General features: G+C 53.6%; 24 protein-coding genes. 13 read left to right on the plus strand and 11 right to left on the minus strand.

The features are described 5' to 3' along the window. The first annotated feature begins 13 nt into the window (after nt 1-13). Together AC22LX_RS02365 and AC22LX_RS02370 are read left to right on the plus strand one after the other, a co-directional pair. The gene (locus AC22LX_RS02365; protein ID WP_213292558.1) at nt 14-1,627 is read left to right on the plus strand and encodes an FAD-NAD(P)-binding protein; all 1,614 of its coding nucleotides are present in this window, start codon (nt 14-16) and stop codon (nt 1,625-1,627) included. A 118-nt stretch (nt 1,628-1,745) separates the two neighbouring features. Next, complete coding sequence (locus AC22LX_RS02370; protein WP_213292559.1) at nt 1,746-2,846, plus strand: NADH:flavin oxidoreductase/NADH oxidase; 1,101 nt, start codon at nt 1,746-1,748, stop codon at nt 2,844-2,846. Between the two features lie 54 nt (nt 2,847-2,900). On the opposite strand, the gene AC22LX_RS02375 is transcribed toward AC22LX_RS02370, so the two are convergent. Then, on the minus strand, nt 2,901-3,059 hold the full coding sequence (locus AC22LX_RS02375) for a YqaE/Pmp3 family membrane protein (RefSeq protein ID WP_002903230.1): 159 nt from the start codon (nt 3,057-3,059) through the stop codon (nt 2,901-2,903). 260 nt (nt 3,060-3,319) lie between these two features. Here AC22LX_RS02375 and uxuA point away from each other — a divergent pair, with 260 nt between their 5' ends. Both uxuA and AC22LX_RS02385 read left to right on the plus strand, forming a co-directional pair. Next, entirely contained in the window at nt 3,320-4,390 is a 1,071-nt protein-coding gene (gene uxuA / locus AC22LX_RS02380) for a mannonate dehydratase (RefSeq protein WP_045394436.1), read from the plus strand. 69 nt (nt 4,391-4,459) lie between these two features. Beyond that, nucleotides 4,460-5,794 (plus strand): gluconate:H+ symporter, encoded by a 1,335-nt coding sequence (locus AC22LX_RS02385; protein ID WP_045394438.1) that lies wholly within the window; start codon nt 4,460-4,462, stop codon nt 5,792-5,794. Between the two features lie 50 nt (nt 5,795-5,844). Here the strand turns inward: AC22LX_RS02385 and AC22LX_RS02390 are convergent, their stop codons facing one another. Beyond that, nucleotides 5,845-6,330, minus strand: coding sequence for an E3 ubiquitin--protein ligase (locus AC22LX_RS02390; protein WP_411710443.1), 486 nt, complete (start codon nt 6,328-6,330; stop codon nt 5,845-5,847). Between the two features lie 352 nt (nt 6,331-6,682). Between AC22LX_RS02390 and AC22LX_RS02395 the strand changes: the two genes are divergently transcribed. Together AC22LX_RS02395 and AC22LX_RS02400 are read left to right on the plus strand one after the other, a co-directional pair. Next, a complete protein-coding gene (locus tag AC22LX_RS02395) occupies nt 6,683-8,059 on the plus strand; it encodes a pyridoxal-phosphate dependent enzyme (RefSeq protein WP_213292561.1) in 1,377 nt (458 codons plus the stop codon). 9 nt (nt 8,060-8,068) lie between these two features. Next, complete coding sequence (locus AC22LX_RS02400; protein WP_045394441.1) at nt 8,069-9,214, plus strand: trans-sulfuration enzyme family protein; 1,146 nt, start codon at nt 8,069-8,071, stop codon at nt 9,212-9,214. Nucleotides 9,215-9,251: 37 nt separating this feature from the next. Here AC22LX_RS02400 and AC22LX_RS02405 read toward each other — a convergent pair whose 3' ends face one another. Next, nucleotides 9,252-9,416 carry a hypothetical protein gene (locus AC22LX_RS02405; RefSeq protein WP_074165369.1) on the minus strand — a complete coding sequence of 55 codons (165 nt, stop codon included), beginning with the start codon at nt 9,414-9,416 and terminating at the stop codon, nt 9,252-9,254. A 15-nt stretch (nt 9,417-9,431) separates the two neighbouring features. Beyond that, nucleotides 9,432-9,836 carry a YdeI family stress tolerance OB fold protein gene (locus AC22LX_RS02410; RefSeq protein WP_049059479.1) on the minus strand — a complete coding sequence of 135 codons (405 nt, stop codon included), beginning with the start codon at nt 9,834-9,836 and terminating at the stop codon, nt 9,432-9,434. A gap of 144 nt (nt 9,837-9,980) precedes the next feature. Between AC22LX_RS02410 and AC22LX_RS02415 the strand changes: the two genes are divergently transcribed. The 3 genes from AC22LX_RS02415 (at nt 9,981) to AC22LX_RS02425 (ending at nt 12,239) form a co-directional block, all read left to right on the plus strand. After that, nucleotides 9,981-10,484 carry a hypothetical protein gene (locus tag AC22LX_RS02415; RefSeq protein WP_047048243.1) on the plus strand — a complete coding sequence of 168 codons (504 nt, stop codon included), beginning with the start codon at nt 9,981-9,983 and terminating at the stop codon, nt 10,482-10,484. Between the two features lie 11 nt (nt 10,485-10,495). Continuing rightward, nucleotides 10,496-10,942: a DUF421 domain-containing protein gene (locus AC22LX_RS02420; RefSeq protein ID WP_045394445.1), complete on the plus strand. Its 447-nt coding sequence runs from the start codon at nt 10,496-10,498 to the stop codon at nt 10,940-10,942. 301 nt (nt 10,943-11,243) lie between these two features. Beyond that, a complete protein-coding gene (locus AC22LX_RS02425; protein WP_049059482.1) occupies nt 11,244-12,239 on the plus strand; it encodes an SDR family oxidoreductase in 996 nt (331 codons plus the stop codon). Here AC22LX_RS02425 and AC22LX_RS02430 read toward each other — a convergent pair. From AC22LX_RS02430 to AC22LX_RS02450, 5 genes are all read right to left on the minus strand, one after another. After that, nucleotides 12,236-13,861: an alpha-amylase family protein gene (locus AC22LX_RS02430; protein ID WP_487333720.1), complete on the minus strand. Its 1,626-nt coding sequence runs from the start codon at nt 13,859-13,861 to the stop codon at nt 12,236-12,238. The genes AC22LX_RS02425 and AC22LX_RS02430 overlap by 4 nt on opposite strands. Nucleotides 13,862-14,125: 264 nt before the next feature. Further along, a complete protein-coding gene (locus AC22LX_RS02435; RefSeq protein ID WP_045394448.1) occupies nt 14,126-14,632 on the minus strand; it encodes a ferritin-like domain-containing protein in 507 nt (168 codons plus the stop codon). Between the two features lie 24 nt (nt 14,633-14,656). After that, the gene (locus AC22LX_RS02440) at nt 14,657-14,872 is read right to left on the minus strand and encodes a hypothetical protein (RefSeq protein WP_049060346.1); all 216 of its coding nucleotides are present in this window, start codon (nt 14,870-14,872) and stop codon (nt 14,657-14,659) included. Nucleotides 14,873-14,898: 26 nt separating this feature from the next. Beyond that, entirely contained in the window at nt 14,899-15,399 is a 501-nt protein-coding gene (locus tag AC22LX_RS02445) for a YciE/YciF ferroxidase family protein (RefSeq protein WP_049060347.1), read from the minus strand. A gap of 90 nt (nt 15,400-15,489) precedes the next feature. Further along, nucleotides 15,490-15,675, minus strand: coding sequence for a con-10 family general stress protein (locus AC22LX_RS02450; protein ID WP_045394453.1), 186 nt, complete (start codon nt 15,673-15,675; stop codon nt 15,490-15,492). Between the two features lie 460 nt (nt 15,676-16,135). Between AC22LX_RS02450 and AC22LX_RS02455 the strand changes: the two genes are divergently transcribed. Beyond that, nucleotides 16,136-17,020, plus strand: coding sequence for an SDR family oxidoreductase (locus AC22LX_RS02455; RefSeq protein WP_015366683.1), 885 nt, complete (start codon nt 16,136-16,138; stop codon nt 17,018-17,020). On the opposite strand, the gene AC22LX_RS02460 is transcribed toward AC22LX_RS02455, so the two are convergent. Next, nucleotides 17,017-17,931: a TIGR03571 family LLM class oxidoreductase gene (locus AC22LX_RS02460; RefSeq protein ID WP_045394455.1), complete on the minus strand. Its 915-nt coding sequence runs from the start codon at nt 17,929-17,931 to the stop codon at nt 17,017-17,019. The two genes, AC22LX_RS02455 and AC22LX_RS02460, sit on opposite strands and share 4 nt — an antisense overlap. Before the next feature lie 174 nt (nt 17,932-18,105). On the opposite strand from AC22LX_RS02460, the gene AC22LX_RS02465 reads away from it, so the two are divergent. Both AC22LX_RS02465 and AC22LX_RS02470 read left to right on the plus strand, forming a co-directional pair. After that, nucleotides 18,106-19,089 (plus strand): zinc-binding dehydrogenase, encoded by a 984-nt coding sequence (locus AC22LX_RS02465; protein ID WP_052668029.1) that lies wholly within the window; start codon nt 18,106-18,108, stop codon nt 19,087-19,089. A 275-nt stretch (nt 19,090-19,364) separates the two neighbouring features. Then, nucleotides 19,365-19,613 carry a hypothetical protein gene (locus tag AC22LX_RS02470; protein ID WP_015366686.1) on the plus strand — a complete coding sequence of 83 codons (249 nt, stop codon included), beginning with the start codon at nt 19,365-19,367 and terminating at the stop codon, nt 19,611-19,613. Nucleotides 19,614-19,806: 193 nt separating this feature from the next. On the opposite strand, the gene AC22LX_RS02475 is transcribed toward AC22LX_RS02470, so the two are convergent. Beyond that, nucleotides 19,807-21,006 (minus strand): MFS transporter, encoded by a 1,200-nt coding sequence (locus AC22LX_RS02475; protein WP_045394458.1) that lies wholly within the window; start codon nt 21,004-21,006, stop codon nt 19,807-19,809. A gap of 105 nt (nt 21,007-21,111) precedes the next feature. Here AC22LX_RS02475 and AC22LX_RS02480 point away from each other — a divergent pair, with 105 nt between their 5' ends. Beyond that, complete coding sequence (locus tag AC22LX_RS02480; protein WP_047048213.1) at nt 21,112-22,071, plus strand: AraC family transcriptional regulator; 960 nt, start codon at nt 21,112-21,114, stop codon at nt 22,069-22,071.

Below are 22,071 nucleotides of genomic sequence, written 5' to 3' on the forward strand. Positions count from 1 at the left end.
AGGAAGGATAACGATGAAGAAAGTGGCGATTGTCGGCGTCGGGCCGACCGGGATATATACCTTTCATTCCCTGGTTGAACGGGGTGAGCCGCTGGAGATAGTGCTCTACGAGCAGGGTGAAGAGGCTGGCGTCGGCATGCCTTATAACGATGAGCATAATTCAGCGCAAATGCTGGCGAATATCGCCAGTATCGAAATCCCCCCCATCTATATTACCTATCTGACGTGGCTACAAAATCAGAGCGAAGACTGGCTCACCCGGTATGGCATTGAGCGTGAGGCCTTACATGAGCGGCAGTTTTTACCGCGTGTGATCCTCGGCGACTATTATCGCGATCGGTTTCTCGCGCTGTTAGAGAAAGCAAGGTTAGCGGGGTTCAAAGTTAGCGTGCGCGAGTCCTGCGAGGTGACCGATATCCAGGCAGAACAGGATGGCGTCAAACTGTGGGTTAACCATGCGCCCACAGCGGAACGCGCGGATTTTGCCGTTATCGCCACCGGACATCTTTGGCCGCAGGATGATGATTCCCCCCGCGAATATTATCCCAGTCCCTGGAGCGGCTTGATGCAGGCGCAGATAGCCCCGTGCCGGGTCGGTATCATGGGGACGTCACTCAGCGGCATTGATGCCGCCGTCGCCGTCGTCATTCAGCATGGCCACTTTACGACTGACGAGGATGAGAGCGTCCATTTTCGGCTTCATGACGCCAGCCACAAACTCCACATTACTCTGATGTCGCGAAACGGCATTCTGCCCGAGGCCGATTTCTACTGCCCCATCCCCTATGAACCGCTGGAGATAGTCACCCATCAGGCGCTGGAAGCGGCCATTGCCGAGGGGAGCGAGGGATTGCTGGATCGCGTATTCCAACTTATCGTCAAAGAGCTGGAACTCGCCGCGCCGCACTGGTGCAAGCAGATAGGTTTACGCCAGCTCACCGCGGATACATTCAGCGACGCCTGGTTTGTCGACAGAAAACGCCACGATCCCTTCGCCTGGGCGCAAGCCAATTTGCAGGAAGTGGAACGCAACAAACAGCAACAGCATACCGTGCCGTGGCGGTATACCATTCTGCGATTGCATGAAGTGATTGAGATGATTGCGCCGCATCTTAACGAACGCGATCGTGAACGCTTTAAAACAGGGCTCGCCCGGGTATTTATCGATAATTACGCGGCCATTCCGTCGGAATCGATTCGCCGCCTGCTGGCGTTACGGGAGGCAGGGCTTATTAGTATTCTGCCGCTGGGGTCCGTTTATCAACTGGAAGTTCAACCACAACGAACGGTCATCCACCATCACAATCAACGCAGCGAATTTGACGTCTTTATTGACGCCAGAGGCCAAAAGGCGCTGAAGAGTAAAGACATCCCTTTCCCGACGCTGCGCCAGCAGCTTCTCGCCTGTGGTGATGAAATCCCGGATATTGGTGACGATTACACCCTGCAGGCGCCGGCGTGCGCTCGCGGACGCATTGCCTTCGGCGCGCTGCCGTGGTTGATGCATGACCGCCCTTTCGTTCAGGGCCTCGTCGCCAGCGCGGAAATCGGCGCCGCGATGGCGAGAGCGGTTTCACAGCAGGCCAGCGGTCGCCGACGCAAGCTGTGGTTCAGCGATGAGTGGTGATCCATCAGCATGCGAATAACGACGAACAGCGTCTTAAGCGCAACAACGGAAAAGAGGCCGCCATTCAGGCATGCTACAACTAAAGGTCATCAGGCAGCACAACGCTTACGAGGTACTTATGAGTCAACTATTTAGCCCTGCGCGAATTGGCAAACTGGAGCTGGAAAACCGTATTGTCATCGCCCCGATGTGCCAGTACTCCGCGGATAATGGCAAAGCAACCGCCTGGCACCGCATTCATCTCGGACAACTGGCTTTTTCCGGCGCCGGTTTATTAATTATCGAAGCCAGCGCCGTCGAGCCTGCGGGCCGCATCTCCCCGGCGGACGTCGGCTTGTGGGACGATGAAACCGAAGCCGCCCTGTACCGGGTACTGGAAGATGTTCGCGCCTATTCAACAACCCGCATCGGTATCCAGCTGGGACATGCCGGGCGCAAAGCTTCCGCCGCTGCACCCTGGCTTGGCGGCGGTCAGTTAGCGCTGGATAACGGCGGATGGCAAACCGTCGCCCCATCCGCGCTGGCATTCCATGACGGCGACCGGGCGCCGAAAGCGCTGAGCCATGACGATCTGGCGCGGCTTAAGCAAGCCTTTGTTGATAGCGCGCGACGCGCCGAACGCCTGGGTATTGAACTGATAGAGCTGCATGCCGCGCACGGCTATCTGCTGCATCAGTTCCTCTCCCCGTTGAGCAACCAGCGTACAGATGAATACGGCGGTTCGCTGGAGAATCGCTTACGTTTCCCGCTGGAGGTGTTCCAGGCAATACGGGAGGCAGTCAGCGAAAATATCGCCGTCGGCGTGCGACTTTCGGCGACGGACTGGGTGGACGGCGGTTGGGATACCGCGCAATCCATCGTCTTTAGTCAGCAGCTTGAAGCGTTGGGTTGCGACTATATTCACGTTTCCAGCGGCGGATTGTCGCCACGGCAGGCGATTCAGGTCGGTCCTGGCTATCAATTACCGTTCGCCCATGAAATCCGCCAGCAGATCAACGTTCCGGTCATTGGCGTAGGGTTAATCACAGAACCGCAGCAGGCTGAAGATGCCCTGGTAAACGGCGACGCCGATCTGATTGCCATCGCCCGCGCTGCGCTCTACAACCCACACTGGCCGTGGCAGGCTGCGGCTGCTCTGGGGGCCCAGGTTAGCGTGCCGCCGCAATATCTGCGCTCGGAGCCACATGGTCTGAAAGGTACGTTAAAAGCTAATTGCTGAGACTATACGAAGCGAATGATAGCGGCGCATCAGCGCCGCTAGATTACGGCAGGGTTAATCGCGGGTTTGCACCCAGAACGCGTGGATGAGACCAGGAATGTAGCCCAGCAAGGTCAGAATTATATTCAGAATGAATGCCCAGCCGAAACCTTTACCCAGCAGTACGCCCAGCGGCGGCAGGATGATAGTAAATACGATTCTCCAGAAACCCATACACTCTCCATACAAACAAAATTAACGACTTAAAAAAGAGACCTCGTCTCTAAGCATAGTAATTCTACCTGATGCCGCCACGTTATCCGCCCTTTTTACCCGATTTTACGCATTTTGTAATGACTATTGCGTCAGCGAGTGCAATTCATCCGATGTATGGTTTTGTGAGTTCGATCATGTCCTCCACTACGCATTGTCGTTATCCTTAATTCAACTTGTATGGTAGTAGACTATAAACAACGCGGTAAGGAAAAGTTTTCATGCAAATGACGATGCGCTGGTTTGGGCCAGACGAAGATAAAGTCACTCTTGAACAGATCCGTCAGGTTCCGGGGGTGGAAGGTGTGGTCGGCGCGCTGTACGACGTTCCGGTTGGCGAAGTCTGGCCGCGGGAGAAAATTAAGGCGTTAGTCGAGCAGGCCCACGCTAACGGTCTGACGATGGAAGTAATCGAAAGCGTGAATATTCACGACGCGATTAAAATCGGGTTACCGGAGCGCGATCGCTATATCGCCAACTATCAGCAAACTATCCGTAACCTCGCCGCCTTTGGCGTTAAGGTCATCTGCTACAACTTTATGCCGGTTTTTGACTGGATGAAAACCGACATGAACTACCGGCTGGCGGACGGGTCGCTGACGATGGCTTTTGAAAAAGCCGGCATCGATAAAACGCTGGAACAGGTCGTCTCGGAAGTGCTCAGCAACGCCAACGGCTATGCCCTGCCGGGCTGGGAGCCAGAACGTTTAGCGCAGGTACAGACGCTATTCGACAGCTATAAGGCGGTCGATGATGACAAACTGCGAGAAAATCTGCTCTATTTCCTGGAGAAAATTATCCCGGTCTGCGAAGAGGTCGGCGTGAAAATGGCCATTCATCCTGACGATCCGCCGTATTCTATTTTTGGTCTGCCGCGCATTATTAAAAACCGCGACGACCTCGACTGGTTGTGTCGCGCGGTGGATTCACCGGCAAACGGAATTACCTTATGTACCGGCTCTATTGCCGAGGAGCCGCAAAATAATGTTTATCAAATCCTCGCGGAATTCAGCCAGCGCGGGCGCATTCATTTCGCTCATGTGAGAAATATTAAAATCATAAAAGATAAAGATTTCTACGAATCGGCGCACCCTACCCGCTACGGTTCGCTCGATATGTACCGGGTGATGCAGGCGCTGCACGACAACGGCTTCGACGGCTATATTCGTCCCGATCATGGCCGTTTTATCTGGGGAGAAACCGGCCGCCCGGGATACGGCCTGTACGATCGCGCGCTCGGCGCCACTTACCTGCTGGGATTATGGGAAGCGCTGGAAAACCAGCACGCCTGATCCGCTCTTCACTCAGGTGCCGGAGTTCTCCGGCACTGAAAATAATAAAATCTCTGTTGGGAGGATGTCATGTCTCCAGCCCTGGCTCTGCTATGGGTGGTGGTCGGTATTGCGCTACTGGTCATCATGAATCTGAAATACAAAGTCCACAATATTTTCGCCTTGTTAATTGCCGGCCTGTTTGTCGCCATTATGGAGGGCGTGCCCCTCGATAAAATCGTCTCGATGGTTCAGCAAGGACTGGGCGGAATAATGGGACACCTGGCGCTGATCATTATATTCGGCGCTATCATTGGCAAATTTATGACTGAATCCGGCGCCAGCCAGCAGATTGCCGATACGGTCATCAGGCGTTGCGGCACCCGTTATCTGGCGGTCGGCTTAATGTTTATCGGCGTCATCTTCGGCATCGCTATGTTTTATGAAGTGGCGTTTTTGATTGCCATGCCGCTGGTTCTCAACATCGCCAGCAAAGCCAATATCCCGTGGATGAAACTGGTTATACCGACGGTCGTCGGCGCCACCATGGGCCATAGTTTATTTCCGCCACAGCCGGGGCCGGTTGCATTAGTCAGCGCCTTCCAGGCAGATATTGTCCAGGTTTATCTCTACGGCATTATCGTTATCATCCCGGCGCTGTTCTGTGCGGGGATTTTATTACCCGCCTGGCTTCCGGGCATCCGCGAGATGAAGCTGAATGCCATGATTAAACCGCAGGAGGAGAAACCCGCCGAGGCGCTGCCGTCGTTTGCGGTCAGCATTGCTATTCCGCTGATCCCCGCGATATTAATGATTGCGTCTTCGCTGATTCAGTCGCTGTTTGGCGCGACCTCTTCTGCGGCAAAATTCTTCCAGTTTCTCGGCAGCGCGGAAATTAGCATGCTGCTGGCGACCGGCGCCGCAATCTGGCTGCTCGGCTGCCGCCGCGGTATGAACGCCGTTCAGGTTAACCACTGCGTAACGGATTCGGTCGCCAGAATTGCCAACGTTCTGTTCGTCATCAGCGCCGGCGGCATTCTCAAACAGGTTATTATCGATTCCGGCGTCGGCGATCATATCGTCACGATGATGAGCCACGTCCCGCTGTCGCCGTTTATTATCGCCTGGTTGATTACGGCGATTATTCGTATTCTTACCGGCCAGGGCGCCGTGGCGGCAATTACTTCAGCCGGGATTGTTTCGCCGATGGTGACCGCGTTTCACCTTAATCCGGCGCTGATGTGTCTGGCGGTGGCCTGCGGTAGCAATACCATTACTCTGATGTATGACGGCGGGTTTCTGCTATTTAAGGAAACGTTTGGTATCTCGATGCGCGATACCTTTAAGACCTGGGGCTTACTGGAGCTTATCAACTCGGTGGTGGGTCTGTTGATGGTGTTATTACTGAGTCTGTTTATTTCCTGATAAAATACACCGCGGCGAGAATGGTATCGCCGCGGTAGCAGTCCAGTATCTTACTGCTGGCCGGCCGGCGCCTGCTGAGCTGGCGCATGCTCCGGCGCGATACTCTCTTTTATCTCTTTGGTTTTATTGGCGGCATCGGCGGAAAGCTGGTTGGCTTCAACGATGGCGTTATCTTTAATTTTTCCCGCCTCTTTCATGATCGCATCGCTTTTTTGCTGCGCATCCTGTTTTACCGCATCCGCTTTATTTTTCGCATCCTGGGCAATCGCGTCGGCTTTCTTGTCGGCTTCAGATTTAATACTGCTGGCCTGGTTTTTCAGGCTATCCGCTTCATTATTGGCCTGCGTTTTGATGTCGTCGATCTGCTTATCTGCTTCTTGCTTAATGGCCCGCGCTTTATCGGCAGCCGCGTCTTTAATTTGTTCCGCGTTATCTTTAGCCTGATCCAGTTTATTGTCGACTTTCGATGAGTCATCGCAGCCAAACAACGCCAGGCACAATGCAGAGGTAATCAGCGTTTTATTCCACAGTTTCATCAGTATTCCCTTATCGGTCCAGGTGGTAATCCAGTGACGGTCATAGCCTTGCCGTATCGGCATAGTCAATTTATTTATAATCGCTATGCCTGGAGAGTCAAGCTATCGATAATTTTCAGTAATGCTTTGCCGGAAAACGCATAGACAGGTTAAAGACAGCGGCTAATTTGCTTAAAAACAAGGCAAAAAACCGCTATTCCAGCAATCGATACGCCCGGGCGGATAACCTGCTTTCCTTCTGGATGGCTAAAAAGCATCTTATATTCCATTTTGCGCTAAACGGCAGATTTATGTTCTTTAAAATGCCGTTTTTACAGTTCTACCATTCAGCTATCTCGATACGAATGGGTAAATGGTTATGTCACTCTTTCACTCTGTAAGCGACCTGATTGGTCATACCCCGCTGTTACAGCTGCATAAACTGGATACCGGCCCGTGCAGCCTGTTCCTGAAACTGGAAAACCAAAACCCCGGCGGTTCGATAAAGGATCGCGTGGCGTTGTCGATGATTAATGAAGCCGAGCGCCAGGGAAAACTGCGCCCCGGCGGCACCATCATTGAAGCCACCGCCGGTAATACCGGGCTGGGGCTGGCGCTGATTGCCGCCCAGAAAGGCTACAAACTGATCCTGGTGGTACCGGACAAAATGAGCCGCGAGAAAATTTTCCATCTGCGCGCGCTGGGCGCCACCGTGCAGTTAACCCGCTCGGACGTCAACAAAGGCCATCCCGCCTATTATCAGGACTACGCCCGCCGTCTGGCGGAGGAAACGCCAGGCGCGTTTTATATTGACCAGTTCAACAATGAAGCCAACCCGTTGGCTCATGCCACCACTACCGCGCCGGAGCTGTTTGAGCAGCTCGATGGCGATATTGACGCCGTGGTGGTCGGTGTCGGCTCAGGCGGTACCCTGGGCGGTTTGCAGGCGTGGTTTGCGGAGCATTCGCCGAAAACCGAATTTATTCTTGCCGATCCTGCGGGGTCGATTCTGGCGGATCAGGTAGAGACCGGGCAATACGGTGAAACCGGCTCCTGGCTGGTGGAGGGGATCGGCGAAGATTTTATTCCCCCGCTCGCCCATCTGGAGAAAGTACGCAAAGCATGGCGGGTGACCGATCGTGAAGCGTTCGCCACCGCCCGGCAACTGCTGCAGGTGGAAGGTATCCTCGCCGGATCGTCAACGGGCACCCTGCTGACAGCAGCCCTGCGTTACTGCCGGGCGCAGTCCACCGCTAAACGGGTGGTGACTTTCGCCTGCGATAGCGGCAACAAATACCTGTCGAAAATGTTCAACGATGACTGGATGCGCCAGCAAGGTCTGCTAAGCCGTCCGACGCGCGGCGATCTTAGCGATTTTATTGCCCTGCGTCATGACGAAGGCGCAACCGTCACCGCCGCGCCCGACGATACGCTGGCTGCCGTCCTTGCTCGTATGCGCCTGTACGATTTCTCCCAGCTGCCGGTGCTGGAAAACGGTCACGTGGTAGGCATCGTCGATGAATGGGATCTGATAAGCCACGTCCAGGGCGACAGCCAGCGTTTCGCGCTGCCGGTCAGAGAGGCGATGACCCGCCATGTCGAAACCCTGGATAAGCACGCCCCGGAAAGCGCACTTAAAAATATCTTCGACCGTGGACACGTCGTGGTCGTCACCGATAACGATCGGTTTATCGGCCTGATTACCCGTAGCGACGTCCTGACCACCTGGCGTAACCGACTGGAACAATAAGGAACGAACATGAAAAACTTACAGACGCTCAGCGTCCATAGCGGCATTTTTAACGACCAGCATGGCGCGGTGATGCCGCCGATTTACGCCACCTCCACCTTTGCCCAGCCCGCGCCGGGCCAGCATACCGGCTACGAATATTCACGTAGCGGTAATCCGACCCGCCACGCGCTGGAGACGGCCATCGCTGAGCTGGAAAGCGGTAGCCGGGGTTTTGCTTTCGCTTCAGGCCTCGCGGCCATTTCCACGGTACTGGAGTTGCTGGATAAGGACAGCCACCTGGTAGCGGTAGATGATGTTTATGGCGGCACATACCGACTGATTGAAAATGTTCGCCGTCGTAGCGCCGGTCTGCAGGTGACCTGGGTCAAACCTGACGATCTGCCAGGCATCGAAGCCGCAATCCGCCCTGATACGCGGATGATTTGGGTGGAAACGCCGACCAATCCGTTATTAAAGCTGGCGGACCTTACCGCCATCGCCGCGATTGCCCGTCGACATAACATTATCAGCGTCACCGATAATACCTTCGCCTCACCGATCATCCATCGCCCTATCGAACTGGGCTTTGATATCGTGGTGCATTCGGCGACCAAATATCTCAACGGCCACTCGGACGTGGTTGCCGGTCTGGCGGTGGTTGGCGACAACCCCGCGCTGGCGGAGAAGCTGGGCTATCTGCAAAACGCCGTCGGCGGCGTACTTGACCCATTCAGCAGCTTCCTGACCCTGCGCGGCATCCGCACCCTGGCTCTACGGGTGGAACGTCATAGCAGCAACGCTCTGCTGCTGGCGGAATGGCTGGAGCAGCAGCCGCAGGTCGAGAAAGTGTGGTTCCCCTGGCTCGCCAGCCATCCTCATCACGATCTGGCTCGCCGACAGATGGCCCTGCCAGGCGGTATGATTTCCGTTGTGGTCAAAGGAGATGATGACTACGCCGGGCGCATCATCAAAAAACTACGGTTATTTACCCTGGCGGAAAGCCTGGGGGGCGTGGAAAGCCTGGTGAGCCAGCCGTTCAGCATGACACACGCCTCCATTCCGCTGGAACAGCGGCTGGCGAATGGTATAACGCCGCAGTTGATTAGACTCTCAGTAGGCATTGAAGATCCGCAAGACCTGATCGCTGACTGGCGAAACGCGCTACGTGAGTAAACGCTAACCCCGCGCACCGCGCGGGGTTTCATTAGCCTCAGCAGAAACATACCGCTTTGGCGTTTTCCGTCGGATGATAGGGATCGCTTTTGTGATCGTCACTATCATCCCGTTTACGTGGGATCTCACCGTGTTTACCCGGCTCTTCGCGCGCCGGGTGTTTACCGCGTTTATCCAGTTCATGGTGATGCGCTCTGCTCATCGTCTGGCTCTCCGGTTAATTGGGCGCCTGTTGGCGCAGCTTATCAACCCGCACCAGCGGCGGCGTCATTTTGCTATCCAGGCTTCCGTTAATGCTCACCAGTTTGTCCGGCTTGACTTCCTGACCATCAAAAACGGCTGCCGGAATAATGGCCGCAATGGTGCCGGTTTTATCACGGAACAGATAGCGGTCGTCGCCTTCATGCTTAATCACATTGCCGCGCAGGGAAATAGTCGCGCCGTCGTGCATGGTTTTCGCCTGCTCAATGGTCATAATCCGGCCATCCTCCATACCGCGATAGCCGCCGTCCAGCTGGTGCGGTGGCGGCGGCGCGGCATCGTTTTCAAAACCGCCCTTTTCTTCAGCCCAGACGCCAGCGGTGAGTAACAAACAGAGTGTCGCGATTAGCTTTTTCCTCATTATTTCACCTTTCATGTCAGCAGACTGTTATTAAAGTCTGGCCGCTGATAGCGATTTTAACAACGTCAATAATTCTGATATCAGCTAAAATAACAACGTCGCTATCGCTGCGTTAAATATAAACATCATGCTGGAGCCCAAATAATGGACAATAATCAACAGGATCCGCCAGAGATAAACGAGAATCTACAGGCGCTACGCTTCGAGTATAACTTCCGGCGCTACGGGGTGGTTTTTCTCGCCATTATTATCATTGCTGCATTATGCGGTTTATTTTCATCTGGCATCCTGAGTTCCGCCCATCATGAGAATTCCGCTTCATCGTTAACGGTAGACTATGACCGTTTTGCCAGACTAATGAGCGAAACCGAAGTCAATATTCAGGTGAAAAACAGTAGCCTCGCTCATACCTCAGTGGATTTTTCACCCACGCTATTAAGCCATTACCAAATTGGCGATATTCGACCGCAGCCCGATAAAATGTACAGCGCTAACGGTCATCTGATCCTGGTTTACAATGAAAATAGCCGTGGCGCGCCGCTTTCAGTGTGGTTATCCATCACGCCAAAAACTTTCGGCAACCTTTCCACGACACTGCAGGCGAATCAGCAACCCGCCGTCACCTTTAACCAATTTGTCTTTCCGTAGGAGCCACAACGATGGAAATGGTGCTCAGAGCTGTCGCGATCTATCTTATCTTATTGATTATTTTTAAAGTTGCTGGCAGAAGAACGCTTATGCAACTCACCAGTTTTGATCTGATTTTACTGCTAATTATCAGTGAGGCCACCCAGCAGGCCATGCTCAGTACCGACTATTCTGTTACCGGCTCAATGCTGACGATTGTCACGCTGGTCAGCGTAGATATTTTATTTGGCTATATTAAGAAACGCTTTTCGCAGGCTGAGAATTATCTTGATGGTTCGCCGACGATCGTCGTAGAAAATGGCGTTGTCGCTGACGATAAAATGAAAATGGTCAATATCTCTGTGGATGACATATTGCTCGCCGCGCGACAGCACCATGGTATATATCAACTTGAGAAGATTAAATTTGCGATCCTCGAACGTAACGGCCAGATTTCAATTATTCCGACCGAAACGTGAGACGTTACTTATCACGTTCCGGTTGTTTATCGCCCGACTCAGGTGCCCGTGTCGGGTCGTCTTCTTCTTTTTCAGTAACATAATTAATATACATACCCCCTCCAACCTTGCGGCATTGAATTATAAAGGTAGCGTTACCACGAAATTTATCCATTGCCATAATAAATAATGTCGCTTGTTAGCCATAATAAGTACTCTCAGATATTTCCGACCACCGGCCAGCAATGAATCAATAATACTCAAGTACTCAGTAACCAAAACACGATGGCTAAATGCCGTGTTCAGATCAATTGAGGCGACTATGGCGGTAATGGTTATCACCGGCGGTAGTGCGGGCGCCGGTAAAGCGACGGCACTACGCTTTGCGAAAGCCGGCTATGACGTGGCGATTATTGCGCGCGACGAAAGTGGGTTACAGGAGGCCGAACACGCATGCCGCCGGTTCGGCGTGCGGACGCAGGTTATCAGCGCTGATGTCGCTGACGCCCGCTCGCTGCGGCAAGCCGCGGCGGAAATCGAAACCCAGCTCGGCGCCATTGAAGTGTGGATTAATAATGCTATGACCACGGTGTTAGCGCCCTTCCATCTGATGAGTGATGAGGAATTTCGCCGCGTGACGGAGGTGACCTATCTGGGTTATGTCAACGGCACACGCGCCGCGCTGGAGGTTATGAGCCCCAGAAACCGCGGGATAATAATCCAGGTGGGCTCCGCGCTTGCCTGGCGTTCCATCCCTTTGCAATCGGCGTATTGCGGCGCGAAGGCGGCGATTCGCGGATTTACCGATGCAGTGCGAACCGAACTGATGCATCAACGCAGCCGGATCCAATTAACCATGGTGCAACTGCCAGGAATGAATACGACACAGTTTGGTTGGGCAAGGAATAAAATGGATAAAGAGATGCAGCCCGTTCCCCCGGTTTATCAGCCGGAGGTGGCGGCAGAGGCGATTTTTAGCGTCGTTCAGCGCCCCGTTCGCGAATTGTGGGTGGGTAAAAGCACCATTCAATCCATCGTTGGCCAGTTTTTCTTCCCTTCACTACTCGACCGCCTGATGGTTAACAAAGCCTGGGAAGGTCAGTTGACAGCGCAAGCGAAACGTAACGAAAAGCCAGACGATCTCTACTCTGCCGTGCGGGGCGAGCACAGCACCCGCGGGACATTTAGCGCCGGCGCTCGCCAGCGCTCATTTAACGTCAGCGCCGATTTGCCTGGTAAAGTCGCATCCGGTGTTGGGATCGCATTTGGACTGATGATATTACGCGGACTACTACGCCGCCCGCGAAAGCGCCGTTAATCGTGCTGGCGGCTAAACCAGCGATAACCATAATCGGCAAGCTGTAACCGACAGACCTTGCCGCCGGTAAGGCGATCGCGATAACGGCGGTCCTCCAGCAGGCAGGACCAGTAACCTTTCTCCTGACGCGGCAATCGTACCTCTACCGGGCGTTCGCAGAAGTTCGCCAGCATCAGCAGATCGCGAGATTGACCGCGGTAGCGCAGCGCTAACACCGATGGCGGCAAACCGGATACCAGCTCAAAGGGCGTGGTGCCCGGCTCATGGTATTCGGCGCGCAGTTGAACCATCTGCCGCACTTGCTGCAGTAACGAGTGGCGTTGGCGCAGCGCCAGTTCGACGTTGACCTGCTGATATCGCCATGAACCGCTGGCAACCGGCCTGACGAGTAATTTTTCCGCCGCGGCGGTGGAAAAGCCCCCATTCACCCCGGCTGACCACTGCATAGGCGTCCTCACGGCATAACGCTCTTTCAGCGACAGATCCTCGCCCATACCGATTTCATCGCCATAGCGCATCACAGGCACGCCAGGCAGCGACAGTAACACCGCATGGCAAAGCGCCAGCCGACGGATATTACCCTCCAGCATCGGCGCCAGGCGGCGGCGAATGCCACGTTGATAGACTGACATCGACTTCCCGGGGGCGAAACAGCGCAGCACAAACTGCCGGTCTGCGTCCTCAATACCCTCCAGGTCGAGCTCATCGTGATTACGTAGCCAGTTAGCAAAACAGCAACCGGGCGGCGGCTTAATCATCGCTTGCAGCGCGCTAACGAGCGGCTTCGCACTCTGCCGGGCGAGGCTTACGTAAAAAAATTTGTTCAACCAGAAATTAAGCACCAGTTGCAGGCGATCGCTGTGGCCGAAATAGTGACGATAATCGTTCACTGCCACGTCAACTTCACCGAGCAAAATGGCTTCAGGATTGGTCTGTTCAACCAGTTGCCGAAGATGGGCCAATATCCAGTACCCCTGCTCTTCGTCGCCATTTCCGGCTTGTTTAACCAGGTGTGAGGCGGCGTCAAGCCGAAAACCGCTCACCCCTACGCGTAGCCAAAAACGCACAATATTGTCAATTTCGTCTATCACCGGAGGGTGCACCAGATTGAGATCCGGCTCGTGGCGATAGAACATGTGGCGATAATACTGTCCCGCCTGTTGATCCCAGCGCCAGACGCTCTTTTCGACACCGGGAAACATTGGCGGATCGTCCTGTTTGGGCGGCGAATCGGCCCAGAGATAATATGGCCGGAAAGGAGAATGCCTGTTTTTACGCGCCTCTTGAAACCAGGGATGTTGCGAAGAGGTATGCTGGATAACCAACTCGATGATTACGCGTATCCCCAATTCGCGCGCGTCATCAATCAGTCGAATAACGTCGCTAATTTGCCCAAAACGCGGATCGGGCTGCAGATGATCCTGCACATCGTAACCGTCATCGAGAAATGGGGTCAGATAAAAGGGGGTTAACCACAATACCGTCACCCCAAGGCTACGTAAGTAATAGAGTTTTTGCCTTATCCCTGCCAGATCGCCACAGCCATCACCATTGGCATCATAAAACAGCGAGGTATCAACCTGATAAATTACAGCGTTTTGAAACCACGGTTGGCGAGGCATTATTCCTCCTCGTATGAGCAGAACATCACGAGCGCCCGAAACATACCCGAGGTATAAGCTCTTATTTTCTCTGCGCAGGCTCCGGACGTGTGGCAAGTTTATCTACCATCATTTGCTGCCTCGGGGTCAATGACGGACACTGACAGTGCTCGCTGAAATTTATCTCTAACATAATCTGCTTTTCCGCCCTCGTTAGAGCCAGCGAGCTTTGGTTAATTCGTGACAAGATGGCAAGGAGGCGTATCATTTATAAACCTTTTGCCGCTAACGCTTGGCATCAAAACCCGGCGTTTCGGAGCGAATAATATATTGCTCCGTAATATCGGGTATATGATGCAGCAACCATTCGGCCATGCCTCTTTCTTCCGCCAGAATACTTTCTAAATCAGCAATCGAATCATGATCGTTGACCTTTTGCGCGGCGGTTAATAAGGAGGTATAACAGGCGACCTCAAACTGCTCGAAAACGTAACCGCTGATCACCCCTTTCACCACTTCATCTTGTGGAAACATTCCACCAATAGATTGTCCCATCGCGGCGATTTTACTCATTGAGTCTTTAAGAACCGAGCGGGAAATATTATTGCGCGCAATAATATCATCCAGCACGGTAATTTGCCGACGGGTTTCAAAAAGATGCTGCTCAAGGCGGGTACATAATTCCGGGTAGCTGTCGGTTCGTTTTACCATTGATTCAAGCATTGATTCAGCCTGCTTTTCCATAGCGTGCGCGTCACGCAACCAATCGTGATAGTTTTCAATATCAGTCATAACAACCTCTTTATAAAAAGATAATTACTCTTCAGCCTTATCTTCATTTTCTTCTGCGGCCTGGTCGGCTCGCGCTGCGCTATACCCTGATAAGTGGCCGACAATATTTGCATAAATACTAATAATGATGACCCACAGGACACTGTCTTTCCTCCATATTACCGACGGTATAGCCAGTACAAACCACATTATCGCCGCGACGAGATGACACCTTTTTATTACAACCGGACTAAGACTCATTTTTTTGCCTGATGCCTTAGATAGGATTAAGCGGACTGTTGGGCATCCTGATTGACGTGTCCAACGGCGATGTCCGTTAATTTCATATCAGCGTCTTTTTCTTCTTCCAGCGTTTCCGCCAGCAGTTTCACCGCGGCTTTATAGCCGAGCTGCTCTGCCAGCGTACACAGCGTACCGTAGGCCGCAATTTCATAGTGTTCAACTTTCTGCGCGGCGGCTATCAGCGCAGCATCGCGGATCTCGTTCTTTTCCGTCGCTTCGATCACTTCGTTGGCCTCTTCGATAAGCCCTTCCATCGCCACGCACTTCATCCGTTTCAGGCGAATTTGATCATTTTGTTCGAGGAGTTTATCGATACGTTCTATATGGCCCTGCGTTTCCTCGAGGTGAGCGCTGAATGCGGTTTGTAGCTCTTCACATGCGCTGGCGTGGGATAGTTTAGCCAGAGCGCGGGTTAACTGTTTTTCCGCGATATAGGTATCCGATAATAAATGGGTAAAAATATCTTCAATGGTTTGAATTTTCATAAATCACACCTTTAAAAAAAGCGGGCCAAATGACCCGCAGGGTATTTTGTCTATGGTTGTTTGCTTATCAACCAAATTTACTTCAACTGACTAACTGTCACCGGATTTACGGCCGCCGCCATGGCTGTTTTTACCGCCTTTTTTACCGGCTTCGGATGCACGTTCCGGGTCATTTTTAAAATTCCCGCCGCTGTGCTGACCGCCTTTACGTCCGGCCTCAGATGCTTTATCCCGGTCTTCTGCGAAATTACCTGAACCGCCTCTATGTTCTGCCATAATGGTTACCTTTTAGCTCGGTTAGTTAATGATGATTTATCGGTCTAAATCATCGCCGTCGAAAACTAAGCCTGGCGTATTCACTAAAAAAAGCAATTCACTAATAATTAATTAAAAGCCACCACAAAATTAATTAAGCAATAAATGGCGAAGCCGCAAAATAACAACTTAGCGGCATAAGGTGATATTTTATGAGAGAAATAAACGCAACCGCAGGATAAATAAAAAACTATCCCGTCGAGATAAAAAGTGTAATGTAAAAAATGTTAAAGATTATAATTCGAAACATTTCATCATTGAATAATCCTAAAAACCACAGCAAAGAAATCAGTTTGCAAAACCTCTTATATCAAACAGTTGCCTCGTAAAAACCGGGAATATATCTATTTAGACTCCAGCTGTATTTTTAAAAACTTCCGCATGTCTTCTATCATTACTCTTTTCTGTGAAGGAGATTGCTATGGATAATGACAAACTGCGTACCAACCATTGGCCACAACCCCCTTTCCCCGATCAACCGCAAACGCCTCCCGGCCTGGCCGCCGAAATGGAACCCACACCGGATCATGGTGAAGTAAGCTATAGCGGTTCAGGACGGCTACAGGGTAAGAAAGCGCTGATTACCGGCGGAGATTCCGGGATTGGTCGCGCCGTGGCCATCGCCTTTGCCCGCGAGGGCGCGGATGTTGCCATTAACTATCTGCCGGAAGAACAGAGCGATGCGGACGCCGTTATCGCGCTTATCAAAGCGGAAGGCCGTACCGCGGTGGCGATACCGGGCGATATTCGCGTGGAATCCTTCTGTGAAACGCTGGTGGAAAAAGCGGTAAGCGGTCTTGGCGGTTTGGATATTGTTGTGAATAATGCAGGACGTCAGCAATACTGTGAAAAAATTGAGCAACTCACCACCGCCGATTTCGATGCTACTTTCAAAACCAACGTCTATGCGCCGTTCTGGATAACCAAAGCCGCGCTACCGCACCTCAAAGCCCAAAGCGTGATTATCAACACCTCTTCGGTCCAGGCTTTTAAACCGAGCCCAATTCTGCTGGATTACGCCCAGACCAAAGCCTGCCTGGTGGCATTCACCAAATCGCTGGCCAAGCAGTTAGGGCCGCGTGGGATCCGGGTCAATGCAGTCGCTCCCGGCCCGTACTGGACAGTGCTGCAGTCAAGCGGCGGACAGCCGGCAGAAAAAGTGCAAAACTTCGGCGGCGATACGCCGCTGGGGCGGCCAGGGCAACCCGTTGAGATCGCCCCGCTGTATGTCACCCTCGCCTCTGATGCCTGCTCGTATGCCTCCGGCCAGGTCTGGTGTTCTGACGGCGGTGACGGCGTACTTTAATGATGGAATGCCGGCAGCACCAGTTCGCCAATCTCCTGCATCGTCTCGGCCAGCGGACGCTGGTTACGGCGGAAATGCAGGCCGATATGGTTCACGCCGGCATCGCGCATCGCATTCAATTCCTGAATGAGACCATAGCGGCCGCTGCTGATGCCGAAACGATGGCGCTGAATCGGCGCATTGGGGTCATCTTGCAGATCCAGATGGATGAAGCTGATATAGGGTTTCTCGCCCGCTACCCGGCGCCATAGCCTGACGCGGCTAACGTGCTCGTCAGGCTGACCTGGATAGGCGAGCCAGCCATCCATGTTACTGCCTACCCATTGCGCCGTTTGTTGCGCCAAACCAGCAACCAGCAGCGGCGGAGTCGGTTTAGCTGGCAATAACTGCAGGCCCGGCTCCAGTTGACGATCGGTCTCCCCCTTCAGCACGCTCACGCCGTGACGGAAACGCTCGCCACGGCTGGCGTAGTCTTCACCAAATAGCGGGTATTCGACCGGCCTGTCGCCGCTGGCGATGCCCAATAGCAGCCGGTCGCCGCTGAGCGCCTGCACCGTGGCGGCGGCTTTACGTACCAGCCATGGCTGACGTAGCGGCAACACAACCGCCGCCGTGCCCAGTAAAATATTTTGCGTCAGGCTCGATAAATAGCCGAGGTAGGTAAAGGCTTCAAAGACGTTAGCCGCGTCGCCAAACTGCGGATCGTACAGCGGAACATCGCGGATCCAGGCGGCGCGAAAACCGAGCGTATCCGCCAGTTTAATGCGCTCCGCGTGCTCGCTCATATCCGGCACGCCAAACGGTCGCCCGTCGCGCTGCCGTTTTAGCTGTCCGCTTGTTGACCAGTCATTGTCCAGCGGCAGTTCAACGCCAATCGTTAGCGGCTGCTGGGTTAATTTTTCGATGCTCATAGGTCACTCCGTCAACCGCCGGGCGGTATCACGTTGAAAATATGAGCAAAGTGTTTCATGGAATGCTATTGCAATAAACAGCACTAATCGCAATAGATAATTGCTATTTATGGAATTATCTTGAGTTCTGATTTTGTTTAAATGGATAGCTCACCAACACCAGAGGAAGAAACAATGATAAAAACCGACGCCTGGCTGTGGAAAAAGCACGCCTCCCCGCTTCTGCTCGAACGCCATGAGAAAACGTTAGTCACACCCGCTGACGATCAGGTGCTGATCGAGAACCGCGCCATTGGCCTTAATCCGGTCGACTGGAAGCTGATGGCCGGTCTCTCCGACGCCTGGCAGGAGGATCAGATCCCCGGCGTCGACGGTATGGGGGTGATTACCGCCGTTGGCCGCAATGCCCGCCACCTTCGTCCCGGCACGCGTGTGATGTATCACACCGACCTGCGTTTTGACGGTAGCTTTGCCCGCCATACGTTAGTCAGCGCCCAGGCGGTGATTGCGGTTCCCGACCACATCAGCGACCTCACCGCTGCGGCGCTGCCGTGCCCCGGTCTGACGGCGTGGCAGGCAGCGCAAAAGATCCCCCTTCCGGCTGGCGAGAATGTACTGGTCAGCGGCGCCGGCGGCGCTGCCGGCAGTTTCTTAAGCCAGTTACTGATTGAGAGCGGCGCTAACGTCTACGTCACGGCCAGCGCCACGCATCACGCGAAACTGTTGGCTCGCGGGGTGATTCAGGCCTTTGATTATCACCATACCTCGTGGCCGCAGGAGTTAAAACGCGCGCTGGCGGGTAAATCGCTGTACGCCGCTTTCGATACCGTAAACCAGCAAAATGCCCTTTCGCTTGCCGGGTTGCTCGGCTACTACGGCCATCTGGTCTGTATACAGGACCGGCTCGAGCACGCGCCGCTACCGGCGTTTACTACCAGTATCTCTTTACATGAGGTTGCGCTGGCGGCAATCCATCCTTACGGTACCCAGAGACAGTGGAGTCGATTACGTCAGGCCGGGGAAAGCATGCTGCAGCAGATCGGCCGCGGCGAACTGGTGATGCCGCCGATAGAAAGCGTCAGCTTCGACGAGATCCCGCAGGCGCTGGAAAGGCTAAAACAGAACAATAACGGTATTAAGTACGTAGCGGTGCTGTAATATCCATCAGCACGATGAATAACCTCAATCCCAAAAACCGGGTAATCGATGCCAAATCCAACGGGCCCTTTCCGCTGGATGAGGCATCCATCGCTTCGCGTCCTTAGATTGGTCTGGTGCAGGATGGTCACAATGAACTGATATTCAGCAGAGTGATTAGCAAAAATATACCAGCTAGATCGCCGACTAATAGTCACACACATCGATTAAAAACTCAGATTGAAAGAATCAAAAAAAGGAGTAACGTTAAAAAAACATTAACAAAGAGGTGCAAAATGTTACGCGATTATTTAAAACTGGATTCTGAAGACCAATTAGTTGAACAACAAAGCGGTCATCAACCTAGCCAGCAGTATACCGAAGTGACTGAGTGGGTGATCCTCAATAAAGAGGGTAAGAAAAAAGGCCGCGTCTCCCTGTTTGATAAATTTAATACTCGTCGCTCGTGGAACGTTAATTTTCGTATTACCCAGTTTGATAACAGCGGTAAAGTTATCGTTGACCAACTGACAGATGCTATTTAACAGAATAATTAATAACATAGCGCCCAATCTGTGATGGAAGCCACCTGACAAAACGCTGAGGCCAGCAACCGCATTCATGCGGGAAAGCATACATAGTTTTCAACTCATCAATTACACGCTCGTTTTATAATAATAAAATGAGTACTCGCTGCGCCTGAAGAAAAATAAACGCGCCAGTCGGCGCGTTTAATCATTAATTGTTACTGACCGGCGGCGTCACCCTGACGCCAATAAAGACAATCAGCATGGCACTTAATAATAACAGCCCGCTGCCGGTAAATACGCCGCTGGCGCCGCTGATATCAAATATTGCCCCACCGCCGGCAGCCCCGGCGCTAATGGCCAGTTGGATCGCCGCGACTAATAATCCCCCTGCGCTTTCCGCTTCATCCGGTACCGTGGTGGCAAGCCAGGTTGACCAGGCCACCGGCACCAGGCCGAATGCAAATCCCCACAGGGCGACCAACAGACCATCGAGTAGCGCAATATGACCATACAGCACCATCATCAGCGCCAGCACGCTCATCGCCAGTGGAACCAGCGCCAGCGTCATCCGCAAACTGCGCGCCAGCAGATGCCCGGCAAGCGAGGTGCCAATAAAGTTGGCCACGCCGAACCCCAGCAATATCAACGATACCCCTTCTACGCTTGCCAGCGCCACGGTTTCGAGAAATGGCCGCAGATAGGTAAAGAAAGCGAAGTGGCCGCCAAAAATCAAAATCGAAGCCAGCAGACCGCCAACCATTCCCGGCCGCCGCAGTACCTTAAAGAGCGTACTAAAGCTGCCAGCACTTTCCGGGCGCATCGACGGCAGTACCCATAGCTGCCACAGTAGCGCGACCAGGCTCGGTACGGCGCAGATGATAAAGACGTTACGCCAGCCAATGAGCGCGCCCAGATAGCTACCCAACGGCGCCGCCACTACGGTGGCAATCGACACCGCCGAGAAGATAATCGCCAGCGCTTTCGGCACCATCGCCGCCGGTACCAGCCGCATCGCCGTCGCCGTCGACATCGCCCAGAAGCCGCCGATAGCGATGCCAAGCAGCAGGCGTCCCAGCAGCAGGAACTCCAGTGAACCGGCAAAGGCTACGATCAGACTGGAGATGATTTGCAATACGGAAAAGAACATCAGCACCCAACGCCGGTCGATATTGCGGGTTGCAGAGGTAATCAACAACCCCGTCACCAGAGCGATTAACGCCGTGGCGGTCACCGCCTGTCCGGCCATCCCCTCACTCACGCCCAGGCTGCTGGCCATTGGCGTCAGTAAACTGGCCGGTAGAAATTCAGCGACGATCAGGCCGAAGACCCCCAGCGCCAGCGCATACACGGCGCGCCACGCCGGACGGGCGTTAATCGCGCTCTCTTCAGCGACAATGCAAGAACTCATATACATCTCTCCAGAATCATTAACATTCGCCAAGCTTAGTGGCTTCCGTTAAGACGATATATGATACATACTCTGCAATTATTGATTATTCGTCCGGAAAAAAAGATGAGCCTGCAAACGTTAGATCTGACCAGCGAGCTGTTACAGGGCATGCGGCTGTCGGGAGTGAAATACCGACGGATTGAAACCTCTCGTCCTTTTGGCGTGGAGTTTAATTCGGTTCCTGGCAAAGCGCAGTTTCATTTCGTCAGCCGCGGCCCGCTGCTGCTACAAATGAGCAACGGCAAACAGTTCTCGCTCGAGAGCGGTGATGCGGTGTTTATTCCCAATAGCGATGCGCATGCTCTGCTCTCAGATAGCAAAGCCGCGCGGGTTAACGTGATGGAACTCGACAGCAAACCGGTCTGCGGGACGGTTTCCTGCGTCAAAAACGCGGGCTGCGTTAATACCGAAGAAAATGCGGTTATCTTCAGCGCCTGTATGGATTTTGAATTAGGCGGAATGCAGCCGCTGGTTCGGGCCATGCCGGAGGTGATGCTGGTCAGTAGCCTGTTAAACGCCCGTCCGGAAATCCAGCCGCTGCTGGCGGCAATGGAGCGTGAATCCCTGACGCGTCAGGTGGGCTATGCCGGCATTCTGGCACGTCTCGCCGACGTCGTCGCGGCGCTGATCGTCCGCGCCTGGGTGGAATGCGGCTGCGGTAACGCCACCGGCTGGGTACAGGTACTGCGCGACCCGAAGCTATCGCGCGCGATATACGCTATGCATCAGCAGCCCGGCGTCAACTGGAAGGTAGAAGACTTAGCCCGCGAATCCGGCCTGTCGCGTTCGGTATTCGCCGAACGTTTTCTCACCGCCACCGGTACCACGCCGGCCCGCTACCTGACGGAATTACGCATGCGCCTGGCGGTGCAGTACATCAGCCATGAAGGCGAAGCGCTGGAAAAAGTCGCCTTCCGCCTCGGCTACAACTCGCTCGCCGCGTTTAGCCGCGCTTTTAAACGCATTACCGGCAAAGCGCCGGGAGCGCTGCGCAATGGTGTCAATGAACAAGCGGTAACCTGA

It is taken from the genome of Klebsiella sp. PK01, assembly GCF_057624675.1.

What these genes read in the sequence shown, in the direction of transcription:
- AC22LX_RS02365 (WP_213292558.1), top strand. Translation starts at nt 14, where the DNA reads ATGAAGAAAGTGGCGATTGTCGGCGTCGGGCCGACCGGGATATATACC.
- AC22LX_RS02370 (WP_213292559.1), top strand. Translation starts at nt 1,746, where the DNA reads ATGAGTCAACTATTTAGCCCTGCGCGAATTGGCAAACTGGAGCTGGAA.
- AC22LX_RS02375 (WP_002903230.1), bottom strand. Translation starts at nt 3,059, where the DNA reads ATGGGTTTCTGGAGAATCGTATTTACTATCATCCTGCCGCCGCTGGGC.
- uxuA (WP_045394436.1), top strand. Translation starts at nt 3,320, where the DNA reads ATGCAAATGACGATGCGCTGGTTTGGGCCAGACGAAGATAAAGTCACT.
- AC22LX_RS02385 (WP_045394438.1), top strand. Translation starts at nt 4,460, where the DNA reads ATGTCTCCAGCCCTGGCTCTGCTATGGGTGGTGGTCGGTATTGCGCTA.
- AC22LX_RS02390 (WP_411710443.1), bottom strand. Translation starts at nt 6,330, where the DNA reads ATGAAACTGTGGAATAAAACGCTGATTACCTCTGCATTGTGCCTGGCG.
- AC22LX_RS02395 (WP_213292561.1), top strand. Translation starts at nt 6,683, where the DNA reads ATGGTTATGTCACTCTTTCACTCTGTAAGCGACCTGATTGGTCATACC.
- AC22LX_RS02400 (WP_045394441.1), top strand. Translation starts at nt 8,069, where the DNA reads ATGAAAAACTTACAGACGCTCAGCGTCCATAGCGGCATTTTTAACGAC.
- AC22LX_RS02405 (WP_074165369.1), bottom strand. Translation starts at nt 9,416, where the DNA reads ATGAGCAGAGCGCATCACCATGAACTGGATAAACGCGGTAAACACCCG.
- AC22LX_RS02410 (WP_049059479.1), bottom strand. Translation starts at nt 9,836, where the DNA reads ATGAGGAAAAAGCTAATCGCGACACTCTGTTTGTTACTCACCGCTGGC.
- AC22LX_RS02415 (WP_047048243.1), top strand. Translation starts at nt 9,981, where the DNA reads ATGGACAATAATCAACAGGATCCGCCAGAGATAAACGAGAATCTACAG.
- AC22LX_RS02420 (WP_045394445.1), top strand. Translation starts at nt 10,496, where the DNA reads ATGGAAATGGTGCTCAGAGCTGTCGCGATCTATCTTATCTTATTGATT.
- AC22LX_RS02425 (WP_049059482.1), top strand. Translation starts at nt 11,244, where the DNA reads ATGGCGGTAATGGTTATCACCGGCGGTAGTGCGGGCGCCGGTAAAGCG.
- AC22LX_RS02430 (WP_487333720.1), bottom strand. Translation starts at nt 13,861, where the DNA reads ATGCCTCGCCAACCGTGGTTTCAAAACGCTGTAATTTATCAGGTTGAT.
- AC22LX_RS02435 (WP_045394448.1), bottom strand. Translation starts at nt 14,632, where the DNA reads ATGACTGATATTGAAAACTATCACGATTGGTTGCGTGACGCGCACGCT.
- AC22LX_RS02440 (WP_049060346.1), bottom strand. Translation starts at nt 14,872, where the DNA reads ATGAGTCTTAGTCCGGTTGTAATAAAAAGGTGTCATCTCGTCGCGGCG.
- AC22LX_RS02445 (WP_049060347.1), bottom strand. Translation starts at nt 15,399, where the DNA reads ATGAAAATTCAAACCATTGAAGATATTTTTACCCATTTATTATCGGAT.
- AC22LX_RS02450 (WP_045394453.1), bottom strand. Translation starts at nt 15,675, where the DNA reads ATGGCAGAACATAGAGGCGGTTCAGGTAATTTCGCAGAAGACCGGGAT.
- AC22LX_RS02455 (WP_015366683.1), top strand. Translation starts at nt 16,136, where the DNA reads ATGGATAATGACAAACTGCGTACCAACCATTGGCCACAACCCCCTTTC.
- AC22LX_RS02460 (WP_045394455.1), bottom strand. Translation starts at nt 17,931, where the DNA reads ATGAGCATCGAAAAATTAACCCAGCAGCCGCTAACGATTGGCGTTGAA.
- AC22LX_RS02465 (WP_052668029.1), top strand. Translation starts at nt 18,106, where the DNA reads ATGATAAAAACCGACGCCTGGCTGTGGAAAAAGCACGCCTCCCCGCTT.
- AC22LX_RS02470 (WP_015366686.1), top strand. Translation starts at nt 19,365, where the DNA reads ATGTTACGCGATTATTTAAAACTGGATTCTGAAGACCAATTAGTTGAA.
- AC22LX_RS02475 (WP_045394458.1), bottom strand. Translation starts at nt 21,006, where the DNA reads ATGAGTTCTTGCATTGTCGCTGAAGAGAGCGCGATTAACGCCCGTCCG.
- AC22LX_RS02480 (WP_047048213.1), top strand. Translation starts at nt 21,112, where the DNA reads ATGAGCCTGCAAACGTTAGATCTGACCAGCGAGCTGTTACAGGGCATG.